Source organism: Pseudomonas cuatrocienegasensis, from assembly GCF_900110925.1.
Classification (GTDB): Bacteria; Pseudomonadota; Gammaproteobacteria; order Pseudomonadales; family Pseudomonadaceae; genus Aquipseudomonas; species Aquipseudomonas cuatrocienegasensis.
This window is the reverse complement of sequence record NZ_FOFP01000002.1, coordinates 398791-423932: the sequence shown is the minus strand read 5'-3', so window position 1 is coordinate 423932 and position 25142 is coordinate 398791. Positions and strand designations below refer to the sequence as shown.

Below are 25142 nucleotides of genomic sequence, written 5' to 3'. Positions count from 1 at the left end.
GTCAGCTGGTCGGGCCCGAGTGAAACAGCACGCGATTACGCCCTGCGTGTTTGGCTCGATAAAGTGCCTGATCCGCCAGTTTCAGCGCTTCATCGAGCTGCTCGCTGTGCAATGGCCAGAGCGCCCCGCCGATGCTGCAGCCGACCTGTAGCTGTTGATCTTCCAGACGTACCGGCGCGCTGAGCGCGCTAAGGGTGCGCTGGGCAATCAGTTCAGCCTGCTGCAGGGCGTCCTCGGTGGGCACCATCAGCACCATAAGAAACTCATCGCCGCCCAAGCGGGCTACCAGATCGCCTTCGCGCAGGCAGCCGCGCAGGCGAATCGCCGTTTCGCGCAATACCTGGTCACCGGTGGCATGACCAAAGCGGTCGTTGATCGGCTTGAAACCGTCCAGGTCCAGGTAGAGCAGAGCGAGCGTGCTGTTGGTCAACTGGCAGCGTTGCTGGGCGTGCAGCAGGAACCTGTCCAGGGCTGTGCGGTTGGGCAGGCCGGTGAGTGCATCGTGGTGGGCGAGGTTTTCCAGGGTGCCGAGGGCGGCTTCCTGGTTTGTCAGGCTCTCGACCAGGTGGCGGATCGACTGGCTGAGCTGTTCGATTTCTCGCGTGCCACTCAGTTCGGGGATGGCACTGGGCTGCCCGGCACTCAGGCGGTCGGCGGCGTCGGCGATCTGCTGCAGTGGACGGGTGAAATAGCCCGCCAGCAGCCAGCCGATAAAGGCAAATAGCAACGCCAGGGCACTGCCCCAGATCAGAATCGCGCGCAGGACCTCGTAGGCCGGCGCATAGGCGTCCTCAAGTGGCTGGCGGGCGATTACCGTCCAGCCAAGGCCGGCATAGTCATTGTGCCCATGGCTCAGAGACAGGCCCGTGAGGTACTCGGTGCCATCTGGCCATTGCTCAACAGCCCAGCGGCTCTCGCCGGGCTTGAGGTCGTCCAGGGCCGCCAGGTGCAGGCGCTGTCCGATCAGCTCCTTGGGCCCGAGGATCAGAGTGCGGTCGCTGCCGATAACGAAAAAGTCGACATGCCGGCGCTGCTGGATCGGCTCAAGGATCGATTGGCGCACTTCATCAGCCCAGGACCAGGACAAGTGCGAGGCCAGCACGCCGCGCAGACTGCCGGCGGCATCGTGCACCGGCAAGCTGATATCGACGAACTTCATCGCCTCACCCGTGGGGTTGGGCAGCAGCTTGGCCAGCAGTACCGCCTCGTGCACATCACCGATAAACAAGCCTTTGCTACCTTCGAGAAACACCGGGCGCTGGGCAATACTGACGTTTTCCAGAATGCCATTGCTGGATGCCAGCACCGTGCCCGCCTCATCGGTCAGGCCGATCCAGGCAATGCTGGGGAATTCGGCCTGCAAGCGATCAAGCAGGCGGCGCACCTGGGCTGTGTCGCGGGATTGCCCCAGTACTTGCAGCTGACCCAGCACCTGCAGCATGCCGGCGCGGCTTTCCATGTCGCGATCCAGCCTGTCGATCATCATGTACGACAGCTCGGCCAGGTCCCGCCCCACCTCCTCGCGAATGCGCTCGCTGGCGTCGTTGCCCATCAGGGTGCCGAGCAGCCAGGTCAATGAGCCGACCAGCAGGGCGATGAGGATAGCGAAGCGACTGCGCAGGCTGTGCGTTGAGCGCATGCAGGGGGGAACTCCAGAGGCAAGCAGGATTTTGCCTGGCAGTATAAGCGCTCAGCGCACTTAGGGGCTGCGCCGCACCGCCGATTGCGCACTGCCGGCGACCCGGTAGTTAAGGTATACTCGCCGGCTTTTCCGAAAGTTTGACCTGCGAGTGCTGCCAGCCATGGAAATCAACCCGATCCTCAACAGCATCAAGGACCTGTCCGAACGCACCCAGTCCATTCGGGGGTATCTTTGACTACGATCAAAAGCATGATCGTCTTGTCGAAGTAAACCGCGAACTCGAAGACCCGAACGTCTGGAACAACCCCGAGTACGCCCAGAACCTGGGCCGTGAGCGCGCTACCCTGGCGCAGATCGTCGAGACCATCGACGACCTCGAGGGCAGCCTCGGCGATTCGCGTGACTTGTTGCAGATGGCCGCTGAAGAAGACGACCAGGACGCTGCCGACGATGTCGCCAGTGAGGTCGAGCGCCTGCGCGGGATCCTCGAGAAACTCGAGTTCCGCCGCATGTTCAGTGGCGAAATGGACCCCAACAACGCCTACCTGGACATCCAGGCCGGCTCTGGCGGTACCGAAGCGCAAGACTGGGCCAACATGCTTCTGCGCATGTACCTGCGCTGGGCCGACAAGCGCGGTTTCGACGCGACCATCATGGAGCTGTCCGCCGGCGAAGTGGCCGGGATCAAGGGCGCGACCGTGCACATCAAGGGCGAGTACGCCTTTGGCTGGCTGCGCACCGAGATCGGCGTGCACCGTCTGGTGCGCAAGAGCCCGTTCGACTCCGGTAACCGCCGCCACACCTCGTTTACCGCGGTGTTCGTCTCGCCGGAAATCGACGACAACATCGAAATCGAGATCAACCCGGCCGACCTGCGTATCGACACCTATCGCTCCTCCGGTGCCGGTGGTCAGCACGTTAACACCACCGATTCGGCGGTGCGGATTACCCACGTGCCGACCAACACCGTGGTCAGCTGCCAGAACGAACGTTCTCAGCACGCCAACAAGGACACCGCGATGAAGATGCTGCGTGCGCGCTTGTATGAGCAGGAAGTGCAGAAACGCAACGCCGCCTCCCAGGCGCTGGAGGACACCAAGTCGGATATCGGCTGGGGCCACCAGATTCGCTCCTACGTGCTGGATGCCTCGCGGATCAAGGATCTGCGTACCAACATCGAGCGTAGCGACTGCGACAAGGTGCTCGACGGCGACCTCGACGAATACCTCGAAGCCAGCCTCAAACAAGGTCTGTAATACCTTTTGGTTCCGCCCTGAGAGGGGCGGCGACTATACCGTGATGGAATCCTGACGAACATGAGCGACCAACAACTCGACCAGCAGCAACTGCAACAGGAAGAAAACAAGCTGATTGCCCAGCGCAAGGACAAGCTTGCTGCCCTCCGTGAGCAGGGCAACGCCTTCCCCAACGACTTCCGCCGTGACAACTACTGCGCCGACCTGCAGAAACAGTACGCCGAATCGAGCAAGGAAGAGCTGGCCGAGGCCGGTATTGTGGTCAAGGTTGCCGGGCGCATCATGCTCAACCGTGGCTCGTTCATGGTGATCCAGGACATGACCGGGCGCATCCAGGTCTACGTCAACCGCAAGACCCTGTCGGAAGAGACCCTGGCCGCGGTGAAAACCTGGGACATGGGCGACATCATCTCCGCCGTTGGCACCCTGGCCCGTTCCGGCAAGGGCGACCTGTACGTGGAAATGACCGACGTGCGCCTGCTGACCAAGTCGCTGCGCCCGCTGCCGGACAAGCACCACGGCCTGACCGACACCGAGCAGCGTTACCGTCAGCGTTACGTCGACCTGATGGTCAATGAAGAGGTGCGTCAGACCTTCCGTGTACGTTCGCAGGTCATCGCGCACATCCGCAGCTTCCTGATGCAGCGTGACTTCCTCGAAGTGGAAACGCCGATGCTGCAGACCATCCCCGGCGGTGCGGCGGCCAAACCGTTCGAGACCCACCACAACGCCCTGGATATGCAGATGTTCCTGCGTATCGCCCCGGAGCTGTACCTCAAGCGCCTTGTTGTCGGTGGCTTTGAGAAGGTCTTCGAGATCAACCGCAACTTCCGTAACGAAGGCGTCTCCACTCGGCACAACCCCGAGTTCACCATGCTTGAGTTCTACCAGGCCTACGCCGATTACGAGGACAACATGGACCTGACCGAGGAGCTGTTCCGCGAGCTGGCCCAGTTGGTCCTCGGCAGCACCGACGTGCCCTACGGCGACAAGGTGTTCCACTTCGGCGAGCCGTTCGTGCGCCTGTCGGTGTTCGACTCGATCCTCAAGTACAACCCGGAGATCAGCGCAGCGGACCTGCAGGATATCGACAAGGCCCGTGAAATCGCCAAGAAAGCCGGCGCCAAGGTGCTCGGCTTCGAGGGTCTGGGCAAACTGCAGGTAATGATTTTCGAAGAGCTGGTCGAGCACAAGCTGGAGCAGCCGCACTTCATTACCCGCTACCCGTTCGAAGTCTCGCCGCTGGCCCGTCGTAGCGACGATGATCCGAGCGTTACCGACCGCTTCGAGCTATTTATCGGTGGCCGCGAGATTGCCAACGCCTACTCCGAGTTGAATGACGCGGAAGACCAGGCTGCGCGTTTTATGCAGCAAGTGGCCGACAAGGACGCCGGCGATGACGAAGCCATGCACTACGACGCTGACTTCGTCCGCGCCCTGGAGTACGGCATGCCGCCGACTGCGGGCGAGGGCATTGGTATCGACCGCCTGGTGATGCTGTTGACCAACTCACCGTCGATCCGCGATGTCATCCTGTTCCCGCATATGCGTCCACAGGGTTGAAATCAAGCCGCCTTCGGGCGGCTTTTTCATGCCCTGATCACGGCCGTCATGCACTGCGCTTGACGGCTATCCTGAGGTGGATGGACTATCGCTGTGCTGCTGCACGCGCGTGAGGCCCATGTCGGGTGTTTGTCCAAGGAGAGCGAAATGAAAGCCTGGCGCGTACTGGTCGCCGTGTCCTGCCTGCTGCTGAGTGGCTGCCTGGTTACCTTCACCGATCCGATTCCTGCCAACGAGGCGGCGCCTATCCCCCTGCTCGGCGAGTGGTCACGCACCAATGAGTGGGGCGAGCAGCAGTTTCTGCAGATCAGTCGGGCCGGCTCCAACGTCTACAAGGCACGTACCTGGATCGACAGCCCGGATAGCGAAGAGAGCCTCGATGAATACGGCTTCACCGTTGCCCATCATGGTCGCCGCTGGTACCTCTCGGCGGGCCTGCCGAAGAGCCTGGGGGCAAACTTCGCCATTGCCGGCTTCGAACTGACCACGGGCAATGAGCTGGTTCTTTATAACCTCGATGTCGGTCGCATCAGCCAGGAGATGCAGGCCGGACGCTTGAAGGGGCAGAGCGTGGATATGTCCGAAGGCGATGGCGTGCTCATCACCAGCCCGCTGGATGAGGTCTTTGCCTACCTCGACGACCAGGCCAATGCCGATGTGTTTATCGAAGTGGCCCGTTTTCAACGTGCTGGTGACTGAGCCAGCCGCCCCAGGAGACTTGAAGCGCCCATGAACAGTGTTGCCGGGCTGGATGACTACCAACTGACGGTGCGGGCGCTGTCCGACCGTATCGTCGATGCACAAACGCCGATTCGCGTGCTGGACGCGGTGAAATGGGACGAGTCGGTACGCCGCGGGTTTATCAAGGCCAAAGGCCGCGAGTTGCCCGCCGTGGACCGCGACTACTACCTCAACCGTCCGCTGGCGTTCGATGCTACGGCCAAGAAGCTCGAATTCCAGAACATCGAGCGCGACATCACCCGCCTGCTCGGCCAGTTCAACCCGGTGGGGCAGATCATGCGCCGCATGTGCCGCGAGTACCGCATGGTCATTCGCATGCTCGAAGCCCGCGGCACCGAGGACTTCGGCCTGATCTCCCAGGAACTCTATGGCGCGGCCTCGGACGCTTTCCATGCCGGCGACCCGACGCTGGCTGATCTGGGGGTGATGTTTTCCGACTTTCTCAACAACATCGATAAGCGCGGCGACCTCAAGGACGAGCCTAAGCTGCTCACTGCCAAGGATGCCGTGGCGCTGTTGCAGCAGCGACTTAATCGGGTGTTCGGCGAAGCCGATGACACCATCCGCGTGTTCGAGTCCGACGGTATTCTGGCCGACGCGGCGGCCGGTGCCGATTACATCAAGATCCGCAGCGATGCGCTGTTCAACGAACGCGACGTCAAGGCCCTGGAAGTCCACGAGGGGCTGGTGCATGTGGCGACCACCCTGAACGGGCAGAACCAGCCGATTTGCACCTTCCTGGCCAAGGGGCCGCCGTCCTCGACCGTGACCCAGGAAGGCCTGGCGATCCTTATGGAAGTGATCGCCTTCGCCTCCTACCCCAGTCGCCTGCGCAAATTGACCAACCGCACTCGCGCCATCCATATGGCCGAGCAGGGCGCTGACTTCGTGCAGGTCTGCGACTTCTACCGCGAACAGGGCTTCACCCTGGAAGACAGCTATAGCAATGCCAGCCGCGCGTTTCGCGGCTCCAGCCCGACTGGGCTGCCCTTCACCAAGGACCTGTCCTATTTGAAGGGTTTCATCATGGTTTACAACTACATCCAGCTCGCCGTGCGCAAAGGCAAGCTGGAGCAGATTCCGCTGCTGTTCTGCGGCAAGACCACCCTGGAAGACATGCGCACCCTGCGTCAGTTGGTCGACGAGGGCCTGGTGGTGCCGCCCAAGTACCTGCCGCCGCAGTTCCGTGACCTCAACTCATTGTCGGCCTGGATGTGCTTCTCCAACTTCCTCAACCACTTGAGCCTGGACCGTATCGAAGCCGACTACGCCAATATTCTTTAAAGCCGCAAGCGGCAAGTTACAAGCGGTTTACCTGCTCCACTTGCCGATTGAAGCTTGCCGCTAACCGAAGGTTCCCCCATGCCTAGCCATCAACTCGATTACGAGATCCTCGGCGCTTCGGCGCAAAGTATCGAAATCATCCTCGACCCCGGTGAAACGGTGATCGCCGAAGCCGGGGCGATGAATTACATGACCGACGGCATCCGCTTTGAAACGCGCATGGGCGATGGCTCGGCCAGCGGTGTGCTGGGTAAATTGTGGGGCGTGGGCAAGCGCATGCTCACCGGCGAGTCGCTGTTTATGACGCATTTTTCCAACGCCGGCAAAACCCCCGCACGGGTCGCTTTCGCCGCGCCTTACCCTGGCACCGTGGTGCCCATCGCCCTGAGTGAGATCGGTGGCACCTTGATCTGCCAGAAGGACGCCTTTCTCTGCGCCGCCTACGGCACCTCGGTGGGCATCAGCTTTAACAAGCGCCTGGGCGCCGGCTTTTTTGGCGGCGAGGGCTTTATTCTGCAAAAGCTTCAGGGCGATGGCCTGGCCTTCGTGCATGCCGGTGGCACGGTGATCCGCAAGCAGCTCAACAATGAAACCCTGCGTCTGGATACTGGCTGTCTGGTAGGTTTTACCGCTGGCATCGATTACGACATTGCCCTGTCGGGTGGCCTGCGCAGCATGCTGTTCGGCGGCGAGGGTATCGTGCTGGCCACGCTCAAGGGCAGCGGTACGGTATGGATTCAGAGCCTGCCGTTTTCGCGGCTGGCGGCGCGGGTCTATGAGTCGACCTTCAAGGCGCGCGAGGAAGTTCGCGCGGGCGGCAAATGAGGGCGCTGCTGGTCCTGGCTCTGCTGTTGCTGCAGGGCTGCAGCAGCCTGCTGTTTTACCCGCAGCGGCAATTGCCGTTCACTCCCGAGCGCGCTGGCCTGGCTTACCGTGATGTGCAACTGACGGCCGCCGATGGCACACGCTTGCATGCCTGGTGGCTGCCGGCCAAACCAGGGGTGGCGGTCAAAGGCACGGTGCTGCACCTGCATGGCAATGGCGGCAACCTGGCCACCCACCTGGGCGGCAGTTACTGGCTGCCTGAGCAGGGTTATCAGGTGTTGATGCTGGATTATCGCGGCTACGGTCTGTCCGAAGGGGCACCGAAGCTGCCCGATGTCTACCAGGATGTCGACGCCGCCTTTGCCTGGCTGGCCACTGCTCCCGAGGTGCAAGGCACGCCCCTGGTGCTGCTCGGCCAGAGCCTGGGCGGTGCGATTGCCGTGCATTACCTGGCTGAGCACGGGCTGCAGCGTGAACGCCTGAGTGCTCTGGTGCTCGACGGTGTGCCGGCCAGTTACCGCGAGGTGGCGCGCTTCACTCTCGGCAACGCCTGGCTGACCTGGCCGCTGCAGGTGCCGCTGTCCTGGTTTGTGCCCGACGGCGACAGCGCCATCCAGGCCATTGGCGGCTTGCAGGGCTTGCCACTGCTGATCTACCACAGCATCGACGATGCCGTGGTGCCTCTTTCCAACGGCGTGCGCTTGTATCAAGCTGCGCCCCCGCCGCGGGTGTTCCAGCCGACTCGCGGTGGCCACGTGCAGACCTTCGCCGACCCGACCTGGCGCCAGGTGATGCTGCTGTTTATGGGCGATCCGCACGGTTTTACCGGCTTGCGGCGTCTGGCTGAAGTTCCTTCTGTAGAGAGTGCACAATGAGTGAACGCAACCTGATTCCCTTCATCCTCACCGGTATTGGCAGTGTCTGCGCCACCGTGGCGGTGCTCGGTTACTACGGCTACCTGCATGTCGCCAAGCCTGAGGATGCTTTGCTGCTGTCCGAATTCACCATGCTCAAGACCATTCCCGGTGAGGACTACAAAGTCTCACTCAAGCCCGCCAGCCAGGTGGCGCAGTGTATCGATGGCGTGCTGGTGCTGTTCGACATGGAGCAGAAAGGGCTGAGCGGTGTGCTGGTCGATGCGCGCAAGCAAGCGGTGCGCTGCAATCAGGAGTGATCCGGCCTGTAGGCGCGGAGGGCGCGCCTCGTGTCGCGACAAAAATGATAGGTCGCTATCTGTAGGAGCGAATTTATTCGCGATAGACCTTGAAATCGCCGAAAGCATCGCGGCTAAAGCGGAGCGCCGCCCGGTCCCTCCCGCGCTCCTGACATTGACCGACATTTGATGGGTGACGCGACACTAGTTAAACGCCGGCATGACCTGCTCGATAAACAGTTGCAGGGACTTTTTCTTCTCGGCATGGGGCAGGCTGTTGTCGGCCCAGAAGCTGAACTCGTCGACCCCCAGCTCCTGGTAATGGCGGATCCGTGCGATGACTTCGGCGGGGGTACCGATCATGGTGTTCTTGCGGATGTTCTGCAGTTCGAACTCGGGACGGTCCTTGAACTTCTCCAGCGGGCTGGCCGGTAGCAGGCCGTTGACTGGGGTCTGTTTATTGCCGAACCAGGCATCGAAGGTGCGGTAAAAATGCGAGATGGCCTCGGCGCCGACTTTCCAGCCGTCCGGCTCCTGCGGGCTGTGTACATGGGTATGGCGCAGCACCATCAGTTGTGGGCGAGGCACTTCGGGGTGGTTGGCCAGGGCGGTATCGAATTTGTTCTTCAGATCGAGGACTTCTTCATCGCCTTTCATCAGCGGTGTGACCATGACGTTGCAGCCATGCTTGACGGCGAAGTCGTGGGAGTCAGGGTCGCGGGCGGCGATCCACATCGGCGGGTGAGGGTGCTGTATGGGCCGGGGGGAGGAGGTGGCGGTGGGGAATTTCCAGATGTCGCCGTCATGGGCACAGTCGCCCTGCCACAAGGCTTTGACCACCGGCACCATTTCCCGCAGGTGCTGGCCGCCGGATGATGCTGGAATGCCGCCCGCCATGCGGTCGAACTCATACTGGTAGGCACCTCGGGCCAGCCCCACTTCCATACGGCCATTGCTGATGACATCGAGCAGAGCGCACTCGCCCGCGACGCGGATGGGGTGCCAGAACGGCGCAATGATGGTGCCAGCACCTAGGCGGATAGTCTGGGTGCGCGCAGCCAGGTAAGCCAGCAGCGGCATGGGACTTGGCGAGATGGTGTAGTCCATCGCATGGTGTTCGCCGATCCACACCGTACTGAAACCACCGGCTTCGGCGAGCAAGGTCAGCTCGCAGAGGTCTTCAAACAACTGGCGATGGCTGCTGTGCTCATCGTAGCGCTCCATGTGTACGAACAACGAAAACTTCATGACGCTTACCTCGGCAGTATTAATCATCGGCCTGGGTGGCCGGGTGGGGCGTGATCTGAGTGATCCTGGCGGCATTTACCCATTGCCTGGGCAGCAATGCCCCGCGCTGGACGTAGCCACTCACTGCTTATGTTGTTATCTGGTATACCATAATATTGTATTCTTGCAACTCCTTGTGCATGCTGCGCGACCGCACAACGGTTGGGCTTATTCGGCTTGCCAGGCGTACCAGCGCTTGGCAATGGCATCGCCCTGCTTGCTCCAGAACTTGAAGTTCAGGGTGATCTGGCTGTCGGTATTGGCGCTGGGTAAGTTGCTGGCCAGGTTGGCGGGGATAAGCGCGGCGCTTTTCAGGTTGACCGGGGCATAACCGGTCTGGATGGCGAAGTCGGCCTGAGGTTGCGGTGCGGTGACATAGCCGAGAAATTGTTTGGCCGCCGCGGCATTTTTCGAGCCCCGCGGGATCACCAGGAAATCGCCGGAGACGAGGTTCTGCTGCCAGTTGATTGCCACCGGCGAGCCGCTTTGCTGGAGCGCATGGACGCGGCCATTCCAGAACATCCCCAGACTGGCTTGCCCGCTCGACAGTAACTGTTGTGACTCGTCGCCGCTGCCCCACCAGAGAATGTGCGGTTTCAGGGTGTCGAGTTTGCGAAATGCTCTGTCCACATCCAACGGGTAGAGGCGCTCTGGCGCAACACCATCGGCGAGCAGGGCCATTTCCAGCACGCCGGGGCTTGGCCATTTGTAGAGGGCACGTTTGCCGGGGTATTTCTGGGTGTCGAAGAGGGCAGTCCAGCCCTCGGGGGCGCTGGTCAGTTGCGAACTGTTGTAGCCCAGCACAAATGAAAAATAGAACGAACCCACCCCATAGATGGTGACGAAACGCGGGTCGATGTTGCGCTGACCGACCTGTTTCAAGTCCAGGGGTTCGAGCAAGCCTTCACGGCCGGCCTTGAGGGCGAAATCGGCCTCGACATCCACCACATCCCATTGCACGTCGCCGCTCTGCACCATGGCGCGGAACGCTTCGTAGTCGGTGGGCCCCGCCTGGCGCACCGGGATACCGGTTTCCTGGGTGAACCCGTCGGCCCAGGTGCTTTGCTGGGCTGCCTGGGTGGTGCCGCCCCAACTGACCAATGTCAGAGGGTCCTGTGCGTAGGTGGGCAGGCAGACAAACGCCAAGCAGATGGCGAGCCGACGAACCTTCAACGACATACTCATACGCATTCATCCTCTATTCAGTGCATGGGAGGCTGCTCTGTGATTGAACGAATGAAAGACGCAAGTTGTATGCCGGTATGCCATATTTCTGTAGGTCGATGGGCCTGAAGGCGTGAGGGGGTGTGACTCAGGCCACGTTTGCCTGGCGGATGACTGTGCAGGACGCCGCTTGAGTTAGTGTGCGGCGCTTTTGCTCAGGTCGGCGGCATTCCATTCGCTGTACACGCAGGCATCCGCCGCGGCCCAGCGCACCCGCACCTGAGCACCACTGTGCAACGGTGCCTGACCATGGGGCAGGGCTTTTACGGTCAGACGACTGCCCCCTGGGGTCACGACGCTGCAGGTCAGGCTGTCACCGAGGAACACCACTTCGCTGACCTGGGCGGTTATTTCGTTCCAGCCGGTCAGCAGCGGCGTTGGCGCGTCCAGTGGCAGCACCTGGGCTTTTTCCGGGCGCACCATAAGCAGCACGTCGCTGTTGAGGGGCAGGTTTTGCGGTTTTATGGCTAACGCTTGCTGCTCGAACTGCACCGAGGCATTGCCCGTGAGGGTGCCCTGGAGGAAGTTGGAGTTACCGAGAAAGGAGGCAACGAAGGCGTTGGGCGGGTTCTGGTACAGCGTCTGCCCGGTGCCGAGGCCGACGATGCGGCCGTGGCTGAAGATGGCAATGCGCTGGGATAGACGCATGGCTTCCTCTTGGTCATGGGTCACGTAGACAATGGTGATGCCCAGGCGGCGATGCAGGTGGCGCAGTTCGTCTTGCAAATCCTCGCGGAGTTTTTTATCCAGCGCACCGAGGGGTTCGTCCATCAGCAGAATGCGCGGCTCGTAGACCAGCGCCCGAGCAATCGCCACCCGTTGCTGCTGGCCACCCGAGAGTTGAGAAGGGCGGCGGTGGGCGAAGCTCTCCAGTTGTACCAGCTTGAGCATAGCCTCGACCCGGCGCTCGCATTCATCGGCGGCGAGTTTGCGGATATCCAGGGGGAAGCTGATATTGCCGCGTACGGAGAGGTGCGGGAACAGCGAGTAACGCTGGAACACCATACCGATATCGCGTTTGTGCGGCGGCACATTGATCAGTGATTTGCCTTGCACCAGGATCTCCCCGGAGCTGGGCGTCTCGAAGCCCGCGAGCATCGACAGGGTGGTGCTTTTGCCGGAGCCGCTGGAGCCGAGGAAGGTTAGAAACTCGCCTTCATGGATATCCAGCGAGAGGTTGTCCACCGCGACGAAGTCGCCGTAGTGCTTATTCAATTTGCTCAGGCGTACCAAGGGTGTCGCGGCGGCCTGGGAGGTATCGGTGATCACGGCACTCATGCAGTTCTCCTCGGGATCAACGGGTGGGTGACGTGCGTCGGCGCAGCAGGGCGGCGATCAGCATCACCAGAAAAGACAGGCCGATCAGCAGTGTCGAGGCGACGGCAATCACAGGGGTCAGGTCCTGGCGCAGGGTGGTCCACATTTTCACTGGCAAGGTCTGCAGGCTCGGGCTGGCCATCATCACGCTGAGTACCACTTCATCCCATGACACCAGAAACGCAAACAGCGCGCCGGCCACGATGCCTGGACGAATCGCCGGGAAGGTCACCTTGAGGATGGCTTGCAGGCGCGAGGCACCACAAATCACCGCCGCATCTTCGATGGCTTGATCGAAGAGCTTGAGCGAGTTGATCAGCGAGATGACGGTGAACGGCAAGGCGACGATCACATGGCTGACCACGAAGGCGAACAGCGTGCCGGTGTAGCCAAGCTTGAGAAACAGCGCGTAGACCGCCACCGCGATAATCACCAGCGGCACAATCATGGGCAGGGTGAACAGTGCATAGAGCAGCTCGCGCCCAGGGAAGCGCCCGCGCACCAAGGCAAAGGCAGCTGGCAGGCCCAGCGCGAGTGCGCAGATCGTAGTCAGCACGGCCACCTTGAGGCTGACCAGGGCGGAGGTCATCCATTGTTCATTGGCGAAGAACTGGCCGTACCATTTCAGGGTCCAGCCCGGCGGTGGGAAAATCAGCCACTGCGACGAGCCGAAGGACAGCAGCACAATGAAGACGATCGGCAGCAGTAAAAACAGCGCGATAATTGCCGTGGTGCAGAACAGGCCATAGCGCAGGCGCCGTCCCATGGCATTGGGCGATAGCAGCATGACAACTTACCTCGCTGTGCTGGAAGCCACAGGCGATTCCGCTTGCAGCTTCAAGTAGACATAGAACAGCACCAGGGTAATCAGGATCAACAAGGCCGCTGCCGCACTGGCCAGCCCCCAATTGAGGAACGATTGCACCTGTTGGATGATGAACTCCGGCAGCATCATGTTCTGCGCCCCGCCGAGCAGCGCCGGAGTGACGTAGTAGCCGAGGGACATGACGAAGACCATCAGACCGCCGGAAAAAATGCCCGGTCGGCACAGCGGCAGAAAGACCTTGAAGAAGCTGCGCAGTGGGCTCGCGCCGCATATCGAGCCGGCCTGCAGCACCATGGGGTCGATGGCGCTCATGGTGGCCTGCAACGGCAGCACAATGAACGGGATCATGATGTAGCTCATGCCGATCACCACGCCGGTGAGGTTATGCACCATCGCCAGCGGTTCATTGATCAGCCCCAGGCTTTGCAAGGTGCTATTGATCACCCCTGATGATTGCAGCAACACCAGCCATGAATAGGTACGTGCCAGCAGGCTGGTCCACATCGACAGCAGTACGATGTTCAGCAACCAGCGGCCCCAGCCATTGGGTGTCAGAGTAATCGCCCAGGCCAGGGGGAAACCCAGCAGCAGACTGAACAGAGTCACCAGACTGGCCACTGCGAAAGTGTTGAACAGCACCTTCGAGTAGGCCGAGCTGGCAAAAAGTTGTTCGTAATTGCCCAGGCCAGGCGTTGGCTCCAGCACACCGCGCAGCAGCAACCCCAGTAGCGGTACGAGGAAGAACAAACCCAGGAACAGCAGCGCGGGTAGCAGGTACGTTGCACCGCGCCAGCGCACCGCCTGCTCGCCACTGTGCGATTGGGCCGTGGGCGCGCGACTTGCGCGCGCTGCCAGGTTCGCCGCCGGAGTTGGGCGCGCGGCCATCTTCATTTCACCAGCCACTCATTCCAGCGTGTCGCGATTTCGGCGCCGTTCTTGGCCCAGTAGGCGTAGTCGAGCGTGATCTGATCGGCGGCGTGGGCGGTGGGCAGGCTGCTGGCCAGGTCAGGCTCCAGCAAGCTGACGCTGTCGACGTTGACCGGTGCGTAGGCTGTCAGGTTGGCAAACTCGGCCTGGCCGGCGGCACTGCTGGCCTGGGCCAGAAACTTCATGGCGGCCTCTTTGTTCTTGGCACCTTTGGGAATGACCAGGAAGTCAGCCATGACCAGGTTCTGTTTCCAGCTCACGCCAACCGATGCACCTTCTTGCATCAGGGCATGCACCCGCCCGTTCCAGAACTGGCCGATAGCGGCTTCTCCTGAGGCCAGAAACTGCTGGGATTGTGCGCCGCTGCCCCACCAGATGATGTCTTTCTTGATGGTGTCGAGTTTCGTGAAGGCGCGGTCCAGGTCCAGCGGGTAGAGCTTGTCCGGCGTTACGCCGTCGGCCAGCAGCGCCAGCTCGATCACCCCAGGGCTTGGCCATTTGTAGAGTGCACGTTTGCCGGGGAAGGTCGTGGTGTCGAACAGGGCACTCCAGTCTTGCGGGGCTTTATCGCCACTGCGTTTCTGATTGTAACCGAGCACGAAGGAAAAGTAGAAGGAGCCGACACCGTGATCGGAGACGAAGCGCGGGTCGATTTTATCGCGTGCGATGACGTTGAAGTCCAGGGGTTCCAGCAAGCCTTCGCTGGCGGCCCGCAGGGCGAAGTCGGCCTCAACATCGACCACATCCCATTGCACGTTGCCGCTTTCGACCATGGCCTTGAGCTTGCCGTAGTCGGTGGGGCCGTCCTGCAGCACCTTGATGCCGGTGGCGTCGGTGAATGGGTCAGCCCAGGCCTCTTTCTGGGCGTCTTGAGTGGTACCGCCCCAGCTGACGAAACTCATGCTCTGCTCAGCGGCGTTGGCCACGCCCATGCCCAGAAGCCCTGCTGCGATCAGCGTTAATGCAGATTTTTTCAACACCATCATGAATGCCCTCTTTCTTGTGGTTTACGCACATGAGCATCACGTATGCCCACACACGCTTTAAGGAGCAGTAGGTCCATGGGGGCCTTAAAAAGGTGGCCAGATCGGAAGCTGTTATTAGGACTTTCCCTTGCGGGCGCTTCATCAATTAGCTCGGCCTACGGAATGTCATATTATGGTATTCCAAACTTTCTGCAAGCCTTTGCCAGGGTCGATTACCGCGATCTCTTTGTCTTTTTCCAGGTCGTACACAGGAGCTTTTGATTTGTAAGGTATTAATCTGCAGCCAGGGCCGCTGATGCTCAGCTGGCAGGTGCCGGCTCATATGGAATGCTGCTCAGCACCTCCAGGTTATAGCCCGCCAGGCCGACATATTTCAGCGGCGGCCCCAGGTGGTGAAAGACGCCCACGCCCAGGTCCTGCAATATCTGTGCACCTGTCCCCACCTCCGAGTAACTGCGCGACGCGACCTGATTGAATGGGCGCTTGGCTTGCGTCAGCTGCGGTACCCGTTCCAGCAGCGCCTGGGAAGACTCGTGGTTGGCCAACACGACCACCACGCCGTTGCCTGCGGCTGCGACCTTTTGCAGAGCGGCCCAAAGCGTCCACGCTGGCGGGCCGCTGTATTCCGCGCCCACCAGGTCGCGCAGCGGATCCAGGGCATGCACGCGCACCAGGCAGGCGTGATCGCGCTGTATATCGCCCATCACCATGGCCAGGTGGACGCCTCCGTCGAGGCAGTCTTCATAGGTCACCAGGCGGAAAGTGCCGTGCACGGTGGGCAGTTCCCGCTCACCAATACGGCGGACCGTGTGTTCCGTACTGAGGCGGTAATGGATGAGGTCGGCGATGGTGCCGATCTTGATCCCGTGGCGCGCGGCGAAGGCCTCCAGCTCCGGGCGGCGAGCCATGCTGCCGTCGTCGTTCATGACCTCGACGATCACCGCAGCCGGGCTAAAGCCCGCCAGGCGCGCCAGGTCGCAGCCGGCCTCGGTGTGCCCGGCACGGCTCAGCACGCCACCTTCGCGGGCGCGTAGAGGGAAGACATGGCCGGGTTGGACCAGGTCATCGGCGCAGGCATCAGCCGCCACCGCTGCCTCTATGGTGCGGTTGCGATCAGCCGCAGATATGCCGGTCGTCACCCCCTGGGCGGCTTCGATCGAAACGGTAAAGGCGGTGGCAAACGCGCTGCCATTATTTGGCACCATTTGCTCAAGCCCGAGGCGCTGACAATGTGCGTCGGTCAGCGTCAGGCAGATCAGGCCGCGCGCCTCTCGCGCCATGAAATTAATGGCCTCGGGGGTACAGGCCTCGGCGGCGAGGAGCAAGTCGCCTTCGTTTTCCCGGTCCTCATCGTCGACCAGCAAAACCATTTTGCCTTGGCGAAAATCCTCGATGATCTCTTCGGTGCTATTAAAAGGCATACCGGCGTCCCCGTTGGAATGTGTCATGGTATTTTGGTATACCATAATACAAATTTAACAACAGAGGGAATGCCATGAAAGGCTATTGGATCGCACAGGTCGACGTGACCAACCCCGAGCAATACGGCGAATACACCGCCCGTGCGCCAGCAGTATTTGCCCAGTACGGCGGCCGCCTACTGGCACGGGGCGGGCGCGCGCAGGCACTGGAGGGCCGAAGCACCCCGCAACGCAGCGTGGTGATCGAATTTGCCTCCTATGAGCAAGCGCTGGCGTGCTACCACTCACCCGAGTACCAACACGCCGCCCAACATCGCCAGGGCGCGGCCATCGTCGAAGTGATTGTGGTGGAGGGGCTTGGGACTGTGGAGGGGATGGTGTGAGCGGGGTTGCTGCGGAAAATCGTTAGGCCAGGCCTACACCTTGCGTCGTCTCAAGCATTAACTGTCGGTCAATGGCAGGCTGCGCGGGAGGTGCTTCTTGTAGGAGCCCGCTTGCGGGCGATCCAGACTTTTGTAGGATCGAATTTATTCGCGATAGCGCGACAGATCATTGCTAGCACGACACTAGAAATTCTCTAGGCTGACCTGAACCATTGCCTCTTTTGCCAGCACGATGATCTCAGCTACGCGTTCTTCTCTCGCGATAAATCCTACATACTCATCGCCCCCAGTATTCAGGTGCAAATAGCGTCGGCCGTAGGGTTTCAACCAGAGGTCAAATTCCGTTAAGACCTCGGCCAGAGTCATCAGACTGTTGTTTGAGTAGACAAAGGGCGTTGTGATGCCGCTCGCGCGAACGAGGTGCGGGGCGAGGTACTCGAAGGAGTCGAAGCCACGGAAGTCACAGGCCATTAGTGCTAGCTCATTCAGTTTTTGCCCGCGCTTTTCCTCAACGAGGCCTTCGTATAAAGCATCACTGGGGCAGTACCCATTGTCTAACTTTCGTAGTGCGCGTCGCACCAGCCTGCTGCGCTCGGCGTCGGGCGTGCAGATTAATATAGCTTCGAGAAGCGCTTTCAAGGCCCGACGTTGCTGAGGTAGTTCCGGTCTTAATGCCTTGAAGCATTCGCTGTCGCTGAGGTTAGTGCCTTCTGGTGGCGGCATGCTAAAGCTGCCACCAAAAATCCGATCCCAAATTCCCATTCGCTTGATCTCAGTTTCCACCGCCGCCGCAAACACGCCTCAACAGCCCCTAGCGGATAAAGTGTACGTTGCCACTGTCGTCGCTGCCCATATAGAGGCCATAGACCCCGGCCTGACGTTCTGCGATATAGCGTTCGAGTATCTGCTGGATGGCAGGGTAATAGATGTGCTGCCACGGGATGTCTTCGGGCGCGAAGAAGTGGCAGGCGAGGGTTTCCGGGCCGAAGTGGCCGGTCACTTCCAGGGCCGTGGCACGGAAGATGATGTAGACCTCGCTGATCGTCGGGACACTGAAGATAGAGTAGGGCGAGAGAATTTCCGCCCGCACGCCGCTTTCTTCCCAGACTTCGCGCAAGGCCGCCTGTTCGGTGGTTTCGCCTTGCTCCATAAATCCGGCGGGTAGGGTCCAGGTGCCTGGGCGCGGGGGGATGGCGCGCTGGCAGAGCAGGTATTTGCCGTCTTGCTCGATAATGCAGCCGGCGATGATCTTCGGATTTTGGTAGTGGATATAGCCGCATGCCTGGCAGCTCAGGCGCGCATGCGTATCGCCAGGTGGCAGGCTATAGCTGAGCCCATCGGCGCCGCAGCAGGGGCAGAAGCGCAGGGTGGGCATGCCGTTAGCGTCCTATGCGGGGCTCTTGCAGGGCGATGGGCACCGTGATCTCGCGAATGTTGCTCGGCTCATCCTGTTTGGCCTTGAGGTAGTCCAGGGCGACTTTTGCGGCTGAGCGAACATGGTCCACTGAAGCTTGGTGAGCGGCCAGGGGATCACCGCTCTTGATCGCCTCGACGATGCGCTCCATCTCCAGGTTACTGGCCCCGCGGCGATTCGCCTGGGATACCGAGGTGGCGCGCAGGTAGCTGATGCGTGCCTGCAGCTGGCGCAGTTGGGTCGCTGCGATCGGGTTGCCGGAGCCTTCCATCAGTACATCGTAGAAGCGCTGCACAGACTCCAGCACCTGCTGCAGCTCGCCTTCCTCCAGCGCCGTGCGGTTTTCCTCGAGCGCGCGCTCAAGGGCGCGGATGGCCTTGGTGTCGGCGTTGAGGGTAAAGAGTTGGACGATCAAGCCCTCCAGTACGCAGCGCAGCTCGTAGATGTCGCAGGCGTCAGCCAGGGTGATGATGGCCACCCGTGGGCCTTTGGCATCGGCGAACTCCACCAGCCCTTCGGACTCCAGGTGGCGCAGGGCTTCGCGTACCGAGGTGCGGCTGACTCCCAAGCGCTCGCAGAGGTCTCGCTCAACCAGTCGGTCACCCGGCATCAGTTGGAAGTTGAGGATAGCGCCACGCAGTTTTTCGAGGACTATTTCACGCAGGGTGATGGGGTTGTGGTTGACTTTGAAGCTGTCGTCGAGGGGCATGCGTTTCATAAGGTCCGCTCTGAAAATGACTGAAACGTCGGCAAGCATGACGCCCTCAACGCTACGCAGCCATGGCGTGGTGTTTATGGTTGGGCGTTGGCGTCGAAGTCAGCAAAGGCTTCCTTGGCCACCCTGAAGCTGTCTACCGCTGCGGGCACGCCGCAGTATATGCCGACTTGCAGGAGTATTTCGCGGATCTGCTCCTGACTCAGGCCGTTGCGCAGGGCGCCTTGGATATGCAACTTCAGTTCGTGGGGCCGATTGAGCGCCGAAATCATGGCCAAGTTTATCATGCTGCGTTCTTGCAGCGATAAGCCCTCCCGCCCCCAGACGTGGCCCCAGCAGTACTCGGTGACCAGCTCTTGCAGGGGGCGGCTGAAGTCATCGGCGTTCGCGATGGACTGCTTCACATAGGCTTCGCCTAAAACCTGGGTGCGAATTTCCAGGCCTTTGGCGTATTTGTTAGTGTTCATCAAGCCTCCTCAGGAGCAGGCAATTTCAGGCAGGGCGCCGAGCTTGCCGCGGTGATAGAGCATTGGCATGACTGGGGTTGTCGGCAGGATCAGGTTTTGCACGGCACCGACGATAATGGCGTGGTCGCCACCATCGTACTCACGCCAGAGCGCGCATTCGATAATCGCCGTGGCCTTCATCAGCAGCGGGTTGCCCAGTTCGCTTAGGTACCACTCGATGCCCTGGGCTTTGTCCTTACCCTTGCTGGCAAACGCATAGGCTTCGGCCTGTTGGTCGCCCGCCAGGAGGTGGATGGCGAACTGCTGGCTGTCGCGCAGAACCGGGTAGGTGTCCGAGGCATAGTTAGGGCAGAACAGCACCAGCGCGGGGTCCAGCGAGAGGGCGCTGAACGCGCTGGCGGTGAGGCCGACCAGCGCGCCATTGCCATCCAGCGTGGTGACAACGGTCACGCCTGAGGGGAAGGCACCCATGACTTCTTTGTAGCGTGCGGCATCGATCATGTCAGGCGTCCTCATTAACGCATGATGAAGGGGTCGGCCATGGGCGCTTGCGAGAGGTTGATCCACACCGTCTTCAGTTCGGTGTAGGCCAGCACCGAGTCGATGCCGCTCTCGCGGCCATAGCCGCTGTTGTTGAATCCGCCGATTGGCGCCATGGCCGACACTGCGCGGTAGGTGTTGATCCAGACGATGCCGGAGCGAATATCCCGCGCCATGCGGTGCGCTCGGCCCAGGTCGCGAGTCCAGATGCCGGCTGCCAGGCCAAACTGTGAGTCGTTGGCCATCGCCAGGGCCTCGGCTTCGTCCTTGAAGCGGATGACGGAGGCCACGGGGCCGAAGACTTCTTCCTGCATGATCTTCATCGAGTTGCGGTCGCACTCGAACAGCGTTGGTTCGTAGTACCAGCCGTTGCTGTCGAGCGTGGGGCGCTTGCCACCCAAACGCAGGCGCGCACCCTCGGCCAGGGCGTCGGCCACCAGGCCTTCGACCACCGCCAGTTGTTGCGCCGTGGCCAATGGGCCCATCTCGCTGGCGTTGTCCTGAGGGCTGCCGATGCGGATGCGCTGGGCGCGTTGCACCAGGCGCTGGACGAACTCGTCGTAGATGCTGTCTTGCACCAGCAAACGTGAGCCGGCTACGCAGCTTTGCCCGGAGGCGGCGTAGATGCCGGCCACCGCGCCATTGATGGCGCTGTCCAGATCGGCATCGGCAAAAATAATATTGGGCGACTTACCTCCCAGTTCCAGGGACAGCTTGGCGAAGTTCTCTGCGCTGTTGCGCACGACGTGGCGCGCGGTGGCAGCACCGCCGGTAAAGGCGACCTTGCGCACCAGAGGATGGCGGGAGAGGGCGGCGCCGGCGCTGGGACCGAAGCCGGTGAGCACGTTGACTACACCGGGCGGTATGCCGGCTTGCAGGGCCAGGCGAGCCAACTCAAGGATGGTGGCCGAGGCGTGTTCCGAAGGCTTGAGGACAATGGTATTGCCAGCCGCCAGGGCCGGCGCCAGCTTGATCGCCGCGAGGTAGAGGGGGCTGTTCCACGGGATGATGGCGGCCACCACACCCAGCGGTTCATGCAGGGTATAAGCCAACATATCTGGCTTGTCCAAGGGCAGGGTGCCGCCCTCCAACTTGTCGGCCAGCCCGGCGGTGTAATGAAAGAACTCCGGTAAATAACCGACCTGGCCACGGGTCTCGCGGATCAGCTTGCCGTTGTCGCGGCTTTCCAACTGCGCCAGTTGCTCCTGGTTTTCTGCAATCAGATCGCCCAGGCGGCGCAGCAACTTACCCCTGGCGGTTGCACTCAGGCTACGCCAGCTCGGCTGCTCAAACGCCTGCTGCGCCGCTTGCACGGCGCGCTCGACATCGCGTTCATCGGCATCGGGCAACTCGGCCCAGGCGAGTGCCGATGAGGGGTCGAAGCTCTGGAAGGTCGCGCCGGATACGGCGTCGACCCACTGGCCGTCGATGCACATCTGAAAGCGGACGAGGCTCATGCAACTATTCCCTTTATCGGTGGGCTCAGGTGACAGGCGGTTTGCAGAAAGTCCAGCAGCATCTGGTTGACCAGGCGCGGGGACTCCACCGGCATCATATGCCGTTGCTCCTTGAGCACCACGACCTGCGCGTCGGCAATCTGCGCGGCCAGCTGCCGAGCCATCTGCGGGGTTGAACCGGGGTCTAGCTCACCGGTCGCGACCAGGGTCGGCACCTTGATACTGGTCAAGTCGTCGGCGCGGTACATGTCCTGGGTGGCAAAGAGTTCGTAAGCCGTTAGGTAGCCCAGGGGGTCGTTGCTCGCCAAGGTCTGGCGGATGGCGGCAATCTGCGCCGGGTTGGCCGCTTGGTATTCACGGCTGAACCAGCGCGACAGCGCTTCCTGTGCGTTGGCATCTGGGCCATGTTCGGCCGCCTGGCGGGTGCGTTCAACGACGCTCGCGCGCTGTTGCTCACTGCGCTGGAACACGCTGTTGAGAATCACCAGTGCTTGTGTGTGCTGCGGGTAATGCAGGGCAAATGCTCGCGCCACCAAGCCGCCCATGGAAAACCCGACAACCATGGCCTGCTGCACCTGCAAATGCTCGAGCAGCTCGTGCAATTGCTCGGCATAACCCTCCATCCCGATCCCTGGCTGTGGGCGTGGGCTGGCACCGTGGCCAAGCATGTCGTAAGCGATGACCTGGAAGTGCGGTACCAGGCCGACGATTTGCCCGCCCCACATTTCTTTGTTCAGACCCACGCCGTGGATCAGCACCACCGGGTAGCCTTGGCCTGCTACCAGGTAACTGGTACCCGCCGGGGTACGCTCAGCCTGTAGCCCAATCATTGCAAGCTCCTGCACGCGTTTCGGGTCACTGGGCTTGCTCAGCGGCCAGCTCTTCCAGGTCGCTATAGCGATTGCCGATGCGTGGGTGCAAACGGCCGCCGTCAGCGGCGCCGAGCACGATCACCAGTTCGTCGGCGCGAGGCGCGTCTTCTATCTGCATTTCCAGGGTGATGTAGTGCGAGCGCAGGCCTTCGTCGTCCTTGTGCATCATCGGAATCTGGATCGAGGTGCCTGGCCCGCCGCGCTTGTTGGTGAAGCTCAGGTAGCTTTTGGCCTGCACCGCCTGGCGGTAGTGGTTGCCAAAGCGCAGGGTATGGATAACCGCAGAGGCATGCTCGATTTCGCCATCGGCGCCCACCACCGCTGCCTTGCCGTACGCCTCGATGTTAGCGGCACCGCCGATGAGCGCGGTCAACCGTTCGACCATCAGGGCACCCAACGCCGAGCAATGGGCCTTGATCTCCGGCTTCAGGTCTTCGACAAAGCCGCGACCGTGCCAGGGGTTTTTCATCACCACAGCGAGTCCGGCCATGGTCACGGGTTTTTCCGCAACCTTGCCACTCTCGATAAAGGTCTCTTCTGTGTAGCTGACGATCTTGCGAATCTCGAAGCCCATTATGGTTCTCCAGGCGCGGTAAAGACGGGTGCTGCGGAAGTGTTTATGGGCTTATGGTATACCATAATACAGTTGCTGCAAGTCAAACGCTTAAAGGCGCGCAGAACAGATCTGCCTGGGGGGCGTTAGAGGAGGTGCCGACCGCTGTCGTTGGGAGGCGCGGCGCGGCTGGCTTTATCAGAATGGTTAGGCGTGAGTCGCGTCGTGCTGGATAGCCTGAGCAATTGCTGGTTAGGCGGGATCTTAGGCAAAAAAAACGCCGCGATTCCCATCGGGGATCGCGGCGTTTTTTAGCTGCAGCCCATTACATAGGCTGTGTGCTTACTGCTTGTATCAGTTACTGCCCCATCGACGAGCGCGGTGCGACCGGCTGGTTGTCGTTGGAGATGGTCACTTCCACACGGCGATTCATCGCCCGGCCCGAGGAGCTGGAGTTGTCAGCTACCGGGTATTCCTTGCCGTAACCCTGAGCGACGATGCGCTCAGGGCCCACACCCATCTTCACCAGCGCAGCGCGTACAGCGTTGGCGCGGCGCTCGGACAGTTGCTGGTTGTAGTTGGCCGAACCGGTGCTGTCGGTGTAACCCTCGACAACGACTTTGCGCTCAGGGTTGTCCTGAAGGAACTGAGCCAGCTTGTTGACGTTACCCAGACCGCCCGGCTTCAGCTCGGCGCGGTCGAGGTCGAACAACACGTCGCCAAAGGTAACCAGGGTGCCGCGTTCGGTTTGCTTGGCATTCAGGCTGCTTTGCAGCTGCTGGATTTGTGCGTCGCGCGCTTCCAGGCGAGCTTCTGCACGCTTGGCAGCGGCGTTTTGCAGGTTCTCTTCAGCAGTGCGCAGGTTGATGGTCTGCTTGGCCACTTCGACACGCTGGTTGGTGAGGTAGGCAAGTTGGTCAACCTTCTCCTCGTCTTCCTTGTCCAGATAAGCCTTTTCGGCACGCTTGAGCATTTCGCTCGCGTCTTTGGTTTCCAGGGCGGCGACCTTGGACGCTTGCGGATCGCTCTGCAGGCCGGAGAAGTTGGTCTGCGCCTGTTCCAGATTGACGTTGGGCTGCGACGAGCAGGCGGCCAGGCCGACGCTGAGGGCGAGCAGGGCGGGGATCATGACTTGTTTACGCATAGCGGTTCATCCTTAATCAATTGAGGTCTTGAAGGTCGCAGGGTTACTGCTGGGTGCTGCGCATCCCTTCCTGACGCAATTCTTCGATGCCCTGGTTGGCATCCTGTACCGCGCGCTCGGCTTTGGCGGCTTGGGCCTTGCGTGCGGCTACACGGGCATCCCACTCGGCCTGCTCAGCCAGGCGCTTGGCTTTTTCATAATCTTCGTCGTGCATGGCCAGCTCGGCTTGCTTGAGCTTGTCGCGGGCCGATTGCATTTCCACCGCCGCATATTCGGTAGCGCCTGCGCTGACGGCATTGTTAACAGCCGATTGGGTCACAGCGAACTGCTCGGTGGGCGGATTGCCGGCACAGCCGGCCAGAATCACGCTGCTGCCGATCAGCAATGCAGCCAATTTCAGGTTGCGCATAGGTGTCGAGGCGCGAGTGCTGGCCTGGGTCTTCATGCTGTTCGTTTCCATTGGGGGAACTCCTTAAAAAGTTCGGAAAAAGCCCGGCTATAGAGGCTCGGGAGGCACGCTTGCTTTAGCAGGCAAGGCGGTGCTGAAAATCAGCGGCTATGTGCCATGACTCATAGTTTCCGACCGAAGGGGGTTCGCAATGGTTCAGAGAATTTGTCGAGTCGGTCAGTCGTGATAGAAGCGGAACCGCTTTGGCTCGCGCTTTTCAGCGCTGATTTCAACCGTGCGAAAACAGCGCTGTCGGCAGGGCAAAAATGACAGGCGGTGATTTAAGTCTCGCTGAGTAGGCGCTGCAGGTGCTTACGCGAAAGCGCCAGGTAGCGCGGCGTTGGGCCGATGTCCTCGTATTGCGGGTCACCCTGTTCATCGGTGGCGATAACCTGGGTGCCCTGGACGTAAGGGAAGCTCGCTTCAAGCTCTTCCAGGGCGGCGCCTATCAGTTCGCCGAGTAACTCTTCGGCATGGTGTTTGGGGTACATCTCGGCCAGTGCCGCCAGGCGTGCGGCGGCTTCGACCTCCAGGTGCAGTTGATAGGAGGTGCGGGTCAGACGGCCCTTGGCGGTGGACTCCCAATGCTGAGTGAGTTCGTGGATTTTCATACCGTTCTCCAGGCAATGGCGCCGCCGCAGGCGGGCCGGGTGCATTCAGGGCGCGTATAAACATGCCCTTGTAAGTAAGAATGGAC

General features: G+C 61.0%; 27 protein-coding genes. 8 read left to right on the top strand and 19 right to left on the bottom strand.

Annotated elements, in window-relative coordinates:
* Position 1 precedes the first annotated feature (1 nt).
* A complete protein-coding gene (locus tag BMW49_RS04815; RefSeq protein WP_069516149.1) occupies positions 2-1639 on the bottom strand; it encodes a GGDEF domain-containing protein in 1638 nt (545 codons plus the stop codon).
* A 163-nt stretch (positions 1640-1802) separates the two neighbouring features.
* Between BMW49_RS04815 and prfB the strand changes: the two genes are divergently transcribed.
* The 7 genes from prfB to BMW49_RS04780 all read left to right on the top strand — a co-directional run bounded on the left by prfB (position 1803) and on the right by BMW49_RS04780 (position 8485).
* Positions 1803-2898 (top strand): peptide chain release factor 2 gene (gene prfB, locus BMW49_RS04810; protein ID WP_139133782.1). Its coding sequence is split into 2 segments (ribosomal slippage): positions 1803-1874 and positions 1876-2898, totalling 1095 coding nucleotides; the frame shifts between segments, so codons are not numbered across the junction.
* A gap of 60 nt (positions 2899-2958) precedes the next feature.
* The gene (gene lysS / locus BMW49_RS04805; RefSeq protein ID WP_069516148.1) at positions 2959-4461 is read left to right on the top strand and encodes a lysine--tRNA ligase; all 1503 of its coding nucleotides are present in this window, start codon (positions 2959-2961) and stop codon (positions 4459-4461) included.
* A 147-nt stretch (positions 4462-4608) separates the two neighbouring features.
* The gene (locus BMW49_RS04800; RefSeq protein ID WP_069516147.1) at positions 4609-5160 is read left to right on the top strand and encodes a hypothetical protein; all 552 of its coding nucleotides are present in this window, start codon (positions 4609-4611) and stop codon (positions 5158-5160) included.
* A 30-nt stretch (positions 5161-5190) separates the two neighbouring features.
* A complete protein-coding gene (locus tag BMW49_RS04795; RefSeq protein ID WP_170829023.1) occupies positions 5191-6486 on the top strand; it encodes a flavohemoglobin expression-modulating QEGLA motif protein in 1296 nt (431 codons plus the stop codon).
* Between the two features lie 78 nt (positions 6487-6564).
* Positions 6565-7311: a TIGR00266 family protein gene (locus BMW49_RS04790; RefSeq protein WP_069516146.1), complete on the top strand. Its 747-nt coding sequence runs from the start codon at positions 6565-6567 to the stop codon at positions 7309-7311.
* Positions 7308-8186: an alpha/beta hydrolase gene (locus tag BMW49_RS04785; RefSeq protein ID WP_069516145.1), complete on the top strand. Its 879-nt coding sequence runs from the start codon at positions 7308-7310 to the stop codon at positions 8184-8186. The genes BMW49_RS04790 and BMW49_RS04785 overlap by 4 nt, the downstream gene beginning before the upstream one ends.
* Complete coding sequence (locus BMW49_RS04780) at positions 8183-8485, top strand: PA3694 family proteiin (RefSeq protein ID WP_069516144.1); 303 nt, start codon at positions 8183-8185, stop codon at positions 8483-8485. The genes BMW49_RS04785 and BMW49_RS04780 overlap by 4 nt, the downstream gene beginning before the upstream one ends.
* A gap of 183 nt (positions 8486-8668) precedes the next feature.
* On the opposite strand, the gene BMW49_RS04775 is transcribed toward BMW49_RS04780, so the two are convergent.
* The 7 genes from BMW49_RS04775 to ribBA form a co-directional block, all read right to left on the bottom strand.
* Positions 8669-9712, bottom strand: coding sequence for an LLM class flavin-dependent oxidoreductase (locus BMW49_RS04775; protein ID WP_069516143.1), 1044 nt, complete (start codon positions 9710-9712; stop codon positions 8669-8671).
* A 207-nt stretch (positions 9713-9919) separates the two neighbouring features.
* Entirely contained in the window at positions 9920-10930 is a 1011-nt protein-coding gene (locus BMW49_RS04770) for an ABC transporter substrate-binding protein (RefSeq protein ID WP_069516245.1), read from the bottom strand.
* A 180-nt stretch (positions 10931-11110) separates the two neighbouring features.
* Positions 11111-12253, bottom strand: a complete 1143-nt coding sequence (locus BMW49_RS04765) for an ABC transporter ATP-binding protein (protein ID WP_069516142.1) — start codon at positions 12251-12253, stop codon at positions 11111-11113.
* Positions 12254-12269: 16 nt separating this feature from the next.
* On the bottom strand, positions 12270-13079 hold the full coding sequence (locus BMW49_RS04760) for an ABC transporter permease (RefSeq protein WP_069516141.1): 810 nt from the start codon (positions 13077-13079) through the stop codon (positions 12270-12272).
* Positions 13080-13085: 6 nt separating this feature from the next.
* Complete coding sequence (locus BMW49_RS04755) at positions 13086-14009, bottom strand: ABC transporter permease (RefSeq protein WP_069516140.1); 924 nt, start codon at positions 14007-14009, stop codon at positions 13086-13088.
* Positions 14006-15028, bottom strand: coding sequence for an ABC transporter substrate-binding protein (locus tag BMW49_RS04750; protein ID WP_069516244.1), 1023 nt, complete (start codon positions 15026-15028; stop codon positions 14006-14008). The genes BMW49_RS04755 and BMW49_RS04750 overlap by 4 nt, the downstream gene beginning before the upstream one ends.
* A gap of 302 nt (positions 15029-15330) precedes the next feature.
* Entirely contained in the window at positions 15331-16452 is a 1122-nt protein-coding gene (gene ribBA / locus BMW49_RS04745) for a bifunctional 3,4-dihydroxy-2-butanone-4-phosphate synthase/GTP cyclohydrolase II (RefSeq protein ID WP_069516139.1), read from the bottom strand.
* A 74-nt stretch (positions 16453-16526) separates the two neighbouring features.
* Between ribBA and BMW49_RS04740 the strand changes: the two genes are divergently transcribed.
* Positions 16527-16835 (top strand): DUF1330 domain-containing protein, encoded by a 309-nt coding sequence (locus BMW49_RS04740; protein WP_069516138.1) that lies wholly within the window; start codon positions 16527-16529, stop codon positions 16833-16835.
* A gap of 183 nt (positions 16836-17018) precedes the next feature.
* Here BMW49_RS04740 and BMW49_RS04735 read toward each other — a convergent pair whose 3' ends face one another.
* From BMW49_RS04735 to BMW49_RS04685, 11 genes are all read right to left on the bottom strand, one after another.
* On the bottom strand, positions 17019-17618 hold the full coding sequence (locus BMW49_RS04735; protein WP_244168305.1) for a DUF6630 family protein: 600 nt from the start codon (positions 17616-17618) through the stop codon (positions 17019-17021).
* Between the two features lie 28 nt (positions 17619-17646).
* Entirely contained in the window at positions 17647-18210 is a 564-nt protein-coding gene (locus tag BMW49_RS04730) for an NUDIX hydrolase (protein ID WP_069516136.1), read from the bottom strand.
* 4 nt (positions 18211-18214) lie between these two features.
* A complete protein-coding gene (locus BMW49_RS04725) occupies positions 18215-18967 on the bottom strand; it encodes a GntR family transcriptional regulator (RefSeq protein ID WP_069516135.1) in 753 nt (250 codons plus the stop codon).
* A gap of 74 nt (positions 18968-19041) precedes the next feature.
* Entirely contained in the window at positions 19042-19431 is a 390-nt protein-coding gene (locus tag BMW49_RS04720) for a carboxymuconolactone decarboxylase family protein (RefSeq protein WP_069516134.1), read from the bottom strand.
* 9 nt (positions 19432-19440) lie between these two features.
* On the bottom strand, positions 19441-19932 hold the full coding sequence (locus tag BMW49_RS04715) for a flavin reductase family protein (protein WP_069516133.1): 492 nt from the start codon (positions 19930-19932) through the stop codon (positions 19441-19443).
* Positions 19933-19946: 14 nt separating this feature from the next.
* The gene (locus BMW49_RS04710) at positions 19947-21428 is read right to left on the bottom strand and encodes an aldehyde dehydrogenase (RefSeq protein WP_069516132.1); all 1482 of its coding nucleotides are present in this window, start codon (positions 21426-21428) and stop codon (positions 19947-19949) included.
* Positions 21425-22258 (bottom strand): alpha/beta fold hydrolase, encoded by an 834-nt coding sequence (locus BMW49_RS04705; protein WP_069516131.1) that lies wholly within the window; start codon positions 22256-22258, stop codon positions 21425-21427. Before BMW49_RS04705 ends, BMW49_RS04710 begins: the two co-directional genes overlap by 4 nt.
* 25 nt (positions 22259-22283) lie before the next feature.
* Positions 22284-22874, bottom strand: a complete 591-nt coding sequence (locus BMW49_RS04700; RefSeq protein WP_069516130.1) for an amino acid synthesis family protein — start codon at positions 22872-22874, stop codon at positions 22284-22286.
* A gap of 337 nt (positions 22875-23211) precedes the next feature.
* The gene (gene lptF, locus BMW49_RS04695; RefSeq protein ID WP_069516129.1) at positions 23212-23997 is read right to left on the bottom strand and encodes a lipotoxin F family OmpA-related lipoprotein LptF; all 786 of its coding nucleotides are present in this window, start codon (positions 23995-23997) and stop codon (positions 23212-23214) included.
* Between the two features lie 43 nt (positions 23998-24040).
* Positions 24041-24457 carry a DUF4398 domain-containing protein gene (locus tag BMW49_RS04690; RefSeq protein ID WP_069516128.1) on the bottom strand — a complete coding sequence of 139 codons (417 nt, stop codon included), beginning with the start codon at positions 24455-24457 and terminating at the stop codon, positions 24041-24043.
* Positions 24458-24726: 269 nt separating this feature from the next.
* Positions 24727-25056, bottom strand: a complete 330-nt coding sequence (locus BMW49_RS04685) for a pilin assembly protein (RefSeq protein WP_069516127.1) — start codon at positions 25054-25056, stop codon at positions 24727-24729.
* Between the last annotated feature and the right edge of the window lie 86 nt (positions 25057-25142).

Excerpts from the sequence above, each read along its gene's own strand:
- BMW49_RS04815 (WP_069516149.1), bottom strand. The coding sequence starts at position 1,639 with ATGCGCTCAACGCACAGCCTGCGCAGTCGCTTCGCTATCCTCATCGCC.
- lysS (WP_069516148.1), top strand. The coding sequence starts at position 2,959 with ATGAGCGACCAACAACTCGACCAGCAGCAACTGCAACAGGAAGAAAAC.
- BMW49_RS04800 (WP_069516147.1), top strand. The coding sequence starts at position 4,609 with ATGAAAGCCTGGCGCGTACTGGTCGCCGTGTCCTGCCTGCTGCTGAGT.
- BMW49_RS04795 (WP_170829023.1), top strand. The coding sequence starts at position 5,191 with ATGAACAGTGTTGCCGGGCTGGATGACTACCAACTGACGGTGCGGGCG.
- BMW49_RS04790 (WP_069516146.1), top strand. The coding sequence starts at position 6,565 with ATGCCTAGCCATCAACTCGATTACGAGATCCTCGGCGCTTCGGCGCAA.
- BMW49_RS04785 (WP_069516145.1), top strand. The coding sequence starts at position 7,308 with ATGAGGGCGCTGCTGGTCCTGGCTCTGCTGTTGCTGCAGGGCTGCAGC.
- BMW49_RS04780 (WP_069516144.1), top strand. The coding sequence starts at position 8,183 with ATGAGTGAACGCAACCTGATTCCCTTCATCCTCACCGGTATTGGCAGT.
- BMW49_RS04775 (WP_069516143.1), bottom strand. The coding sequence starts at position 9,712 with ATGAAGTTTTCGTTGTTCGTACACATGGAGCGCTACGATGAGCACAGC.
- BMW49_RS04770 (WP_069516245.1), bottom strand. The coding sequence starts at position 10,930 with ATGTCGTTGAAGGTTCGTCGGCTCGCCATCTGCTTGGCGTTTGTCTGC.
- BMW49_RS04765 (WP_069516142.1), bottom strand. The coding sequence starts at position 12,253 with ATGAGTGCCGTGATCACCGATACCTCCCAGGCCGCCGCGACACCCTTG.
- BMW49_RS04760 (WP_069516141.1), bottom strand. The coding sequence starts at position 13,079 with ATGCTGCTATCGCCCAATGCCATGGGACGGCGCCTGCGCTATGGCCTG.
- BMW49_RS04755 (WP_069516140.1), bottom strand. The coding sequence starts at position 14,009 with ATGAAGATGGCCGCGCGCCCAACTCCGGCGGCGAACCTGGCAGCGCGC.
- BMW49_RS04750 (WP_069516244.1), bottom strand. The coding sequence starts at position 15,028 with ATGGTGTTGAAAAAATCTGCATTAACGCTGATCGCAGCAGGGCTTCTG.
- ribBA (WP_069516139.1), bottom strand. The coding sequence starts at position 16,452 with ATGCCTTTTAATAGCACCGAAGAGATCATCGAGGATTTTCGCCAAGGC.
- BMW49_RS04740 (WP_069516138.1), top strand. The coding sequence starts at position 16,527 with ATGAAAGGCTATTGGATCGCACAGGTCGACGTGACCAACCCCGAGCAA.
- BMW49_RS04730 (WP_069516136.1), bottom strand. The coding sequence starts at position 18,210 with ATGCCCACCCTGCGCTTCTGCCCCTGCTGCGGCGCCGATGGGCTCAGC.
- BMW49_RS04725 (WP_069516135.1), bottom strand. The coding sequence starts at position 18,967 with ATGAAACGCATGCCCCTCGACGACAGCTTCAAAGTCAACCACAACCCC.
- BMW49_RS04720 (WP_069516134.1), bottom strand. The coding sequence starts at position 19,431 with ATGAACACTAACAAATACGCCAAAGGCCTGGAAATTCGCACCCAGGTT.
- BMW49_RS04715 (WP_069516133.1), bottom strand. The coding sequence starts at position 19,932 with ATGATCGATGCCGCACGCTACAAAGAAGTCATGGGTGCCTTCCCCTCA.
- BMW49_RS04710 (WP_069516132.1), bottom strand. The coding sequence starts at position 21,428 with ATGAGCCTCGTCCGCTTTCAGATGTGCATCGACGGCCAGTGGGTCGAC.
- BMW49_RS04705 (WP_069516131.1), bottom strand. The coding sequence starts at position 22,258 with ATGATTGGGCTACAGGCTGAGCGTACCCCGGCGGGTACCAGTTACCTG.
- BMW49_RS04700 (WP_069516130.1), bottom strand. The coding sequence starts at position 22,874 with ATGGGCTTCGAGATTCGCAAGATCGTCAGCTACACAGAAGAGACCTTT.
- lptF (WP_069516129.1), bottom strand. The coding sequence starts at position 23,997 with ATGCGTAAACAAGTCATGATCCCCGCCCTGCTCGCCCTCAGCGTCGGC.
- BMW49_RS04690 (WP_069516128.1), bottom strand. The coding sequence starts at position 24,457 with ATGGAAACGAACAGCATGAAGACCCAGGCCAGCACTCGCGCCTCGACA.
- BMW49_RS04685 (WP_069516127.1), bottom strand. The coding sequence starts at position 25,056 with ATGAAAATCCACGAACTCACTCAGCATTGGGAGTCCACCGCCAAGGGC.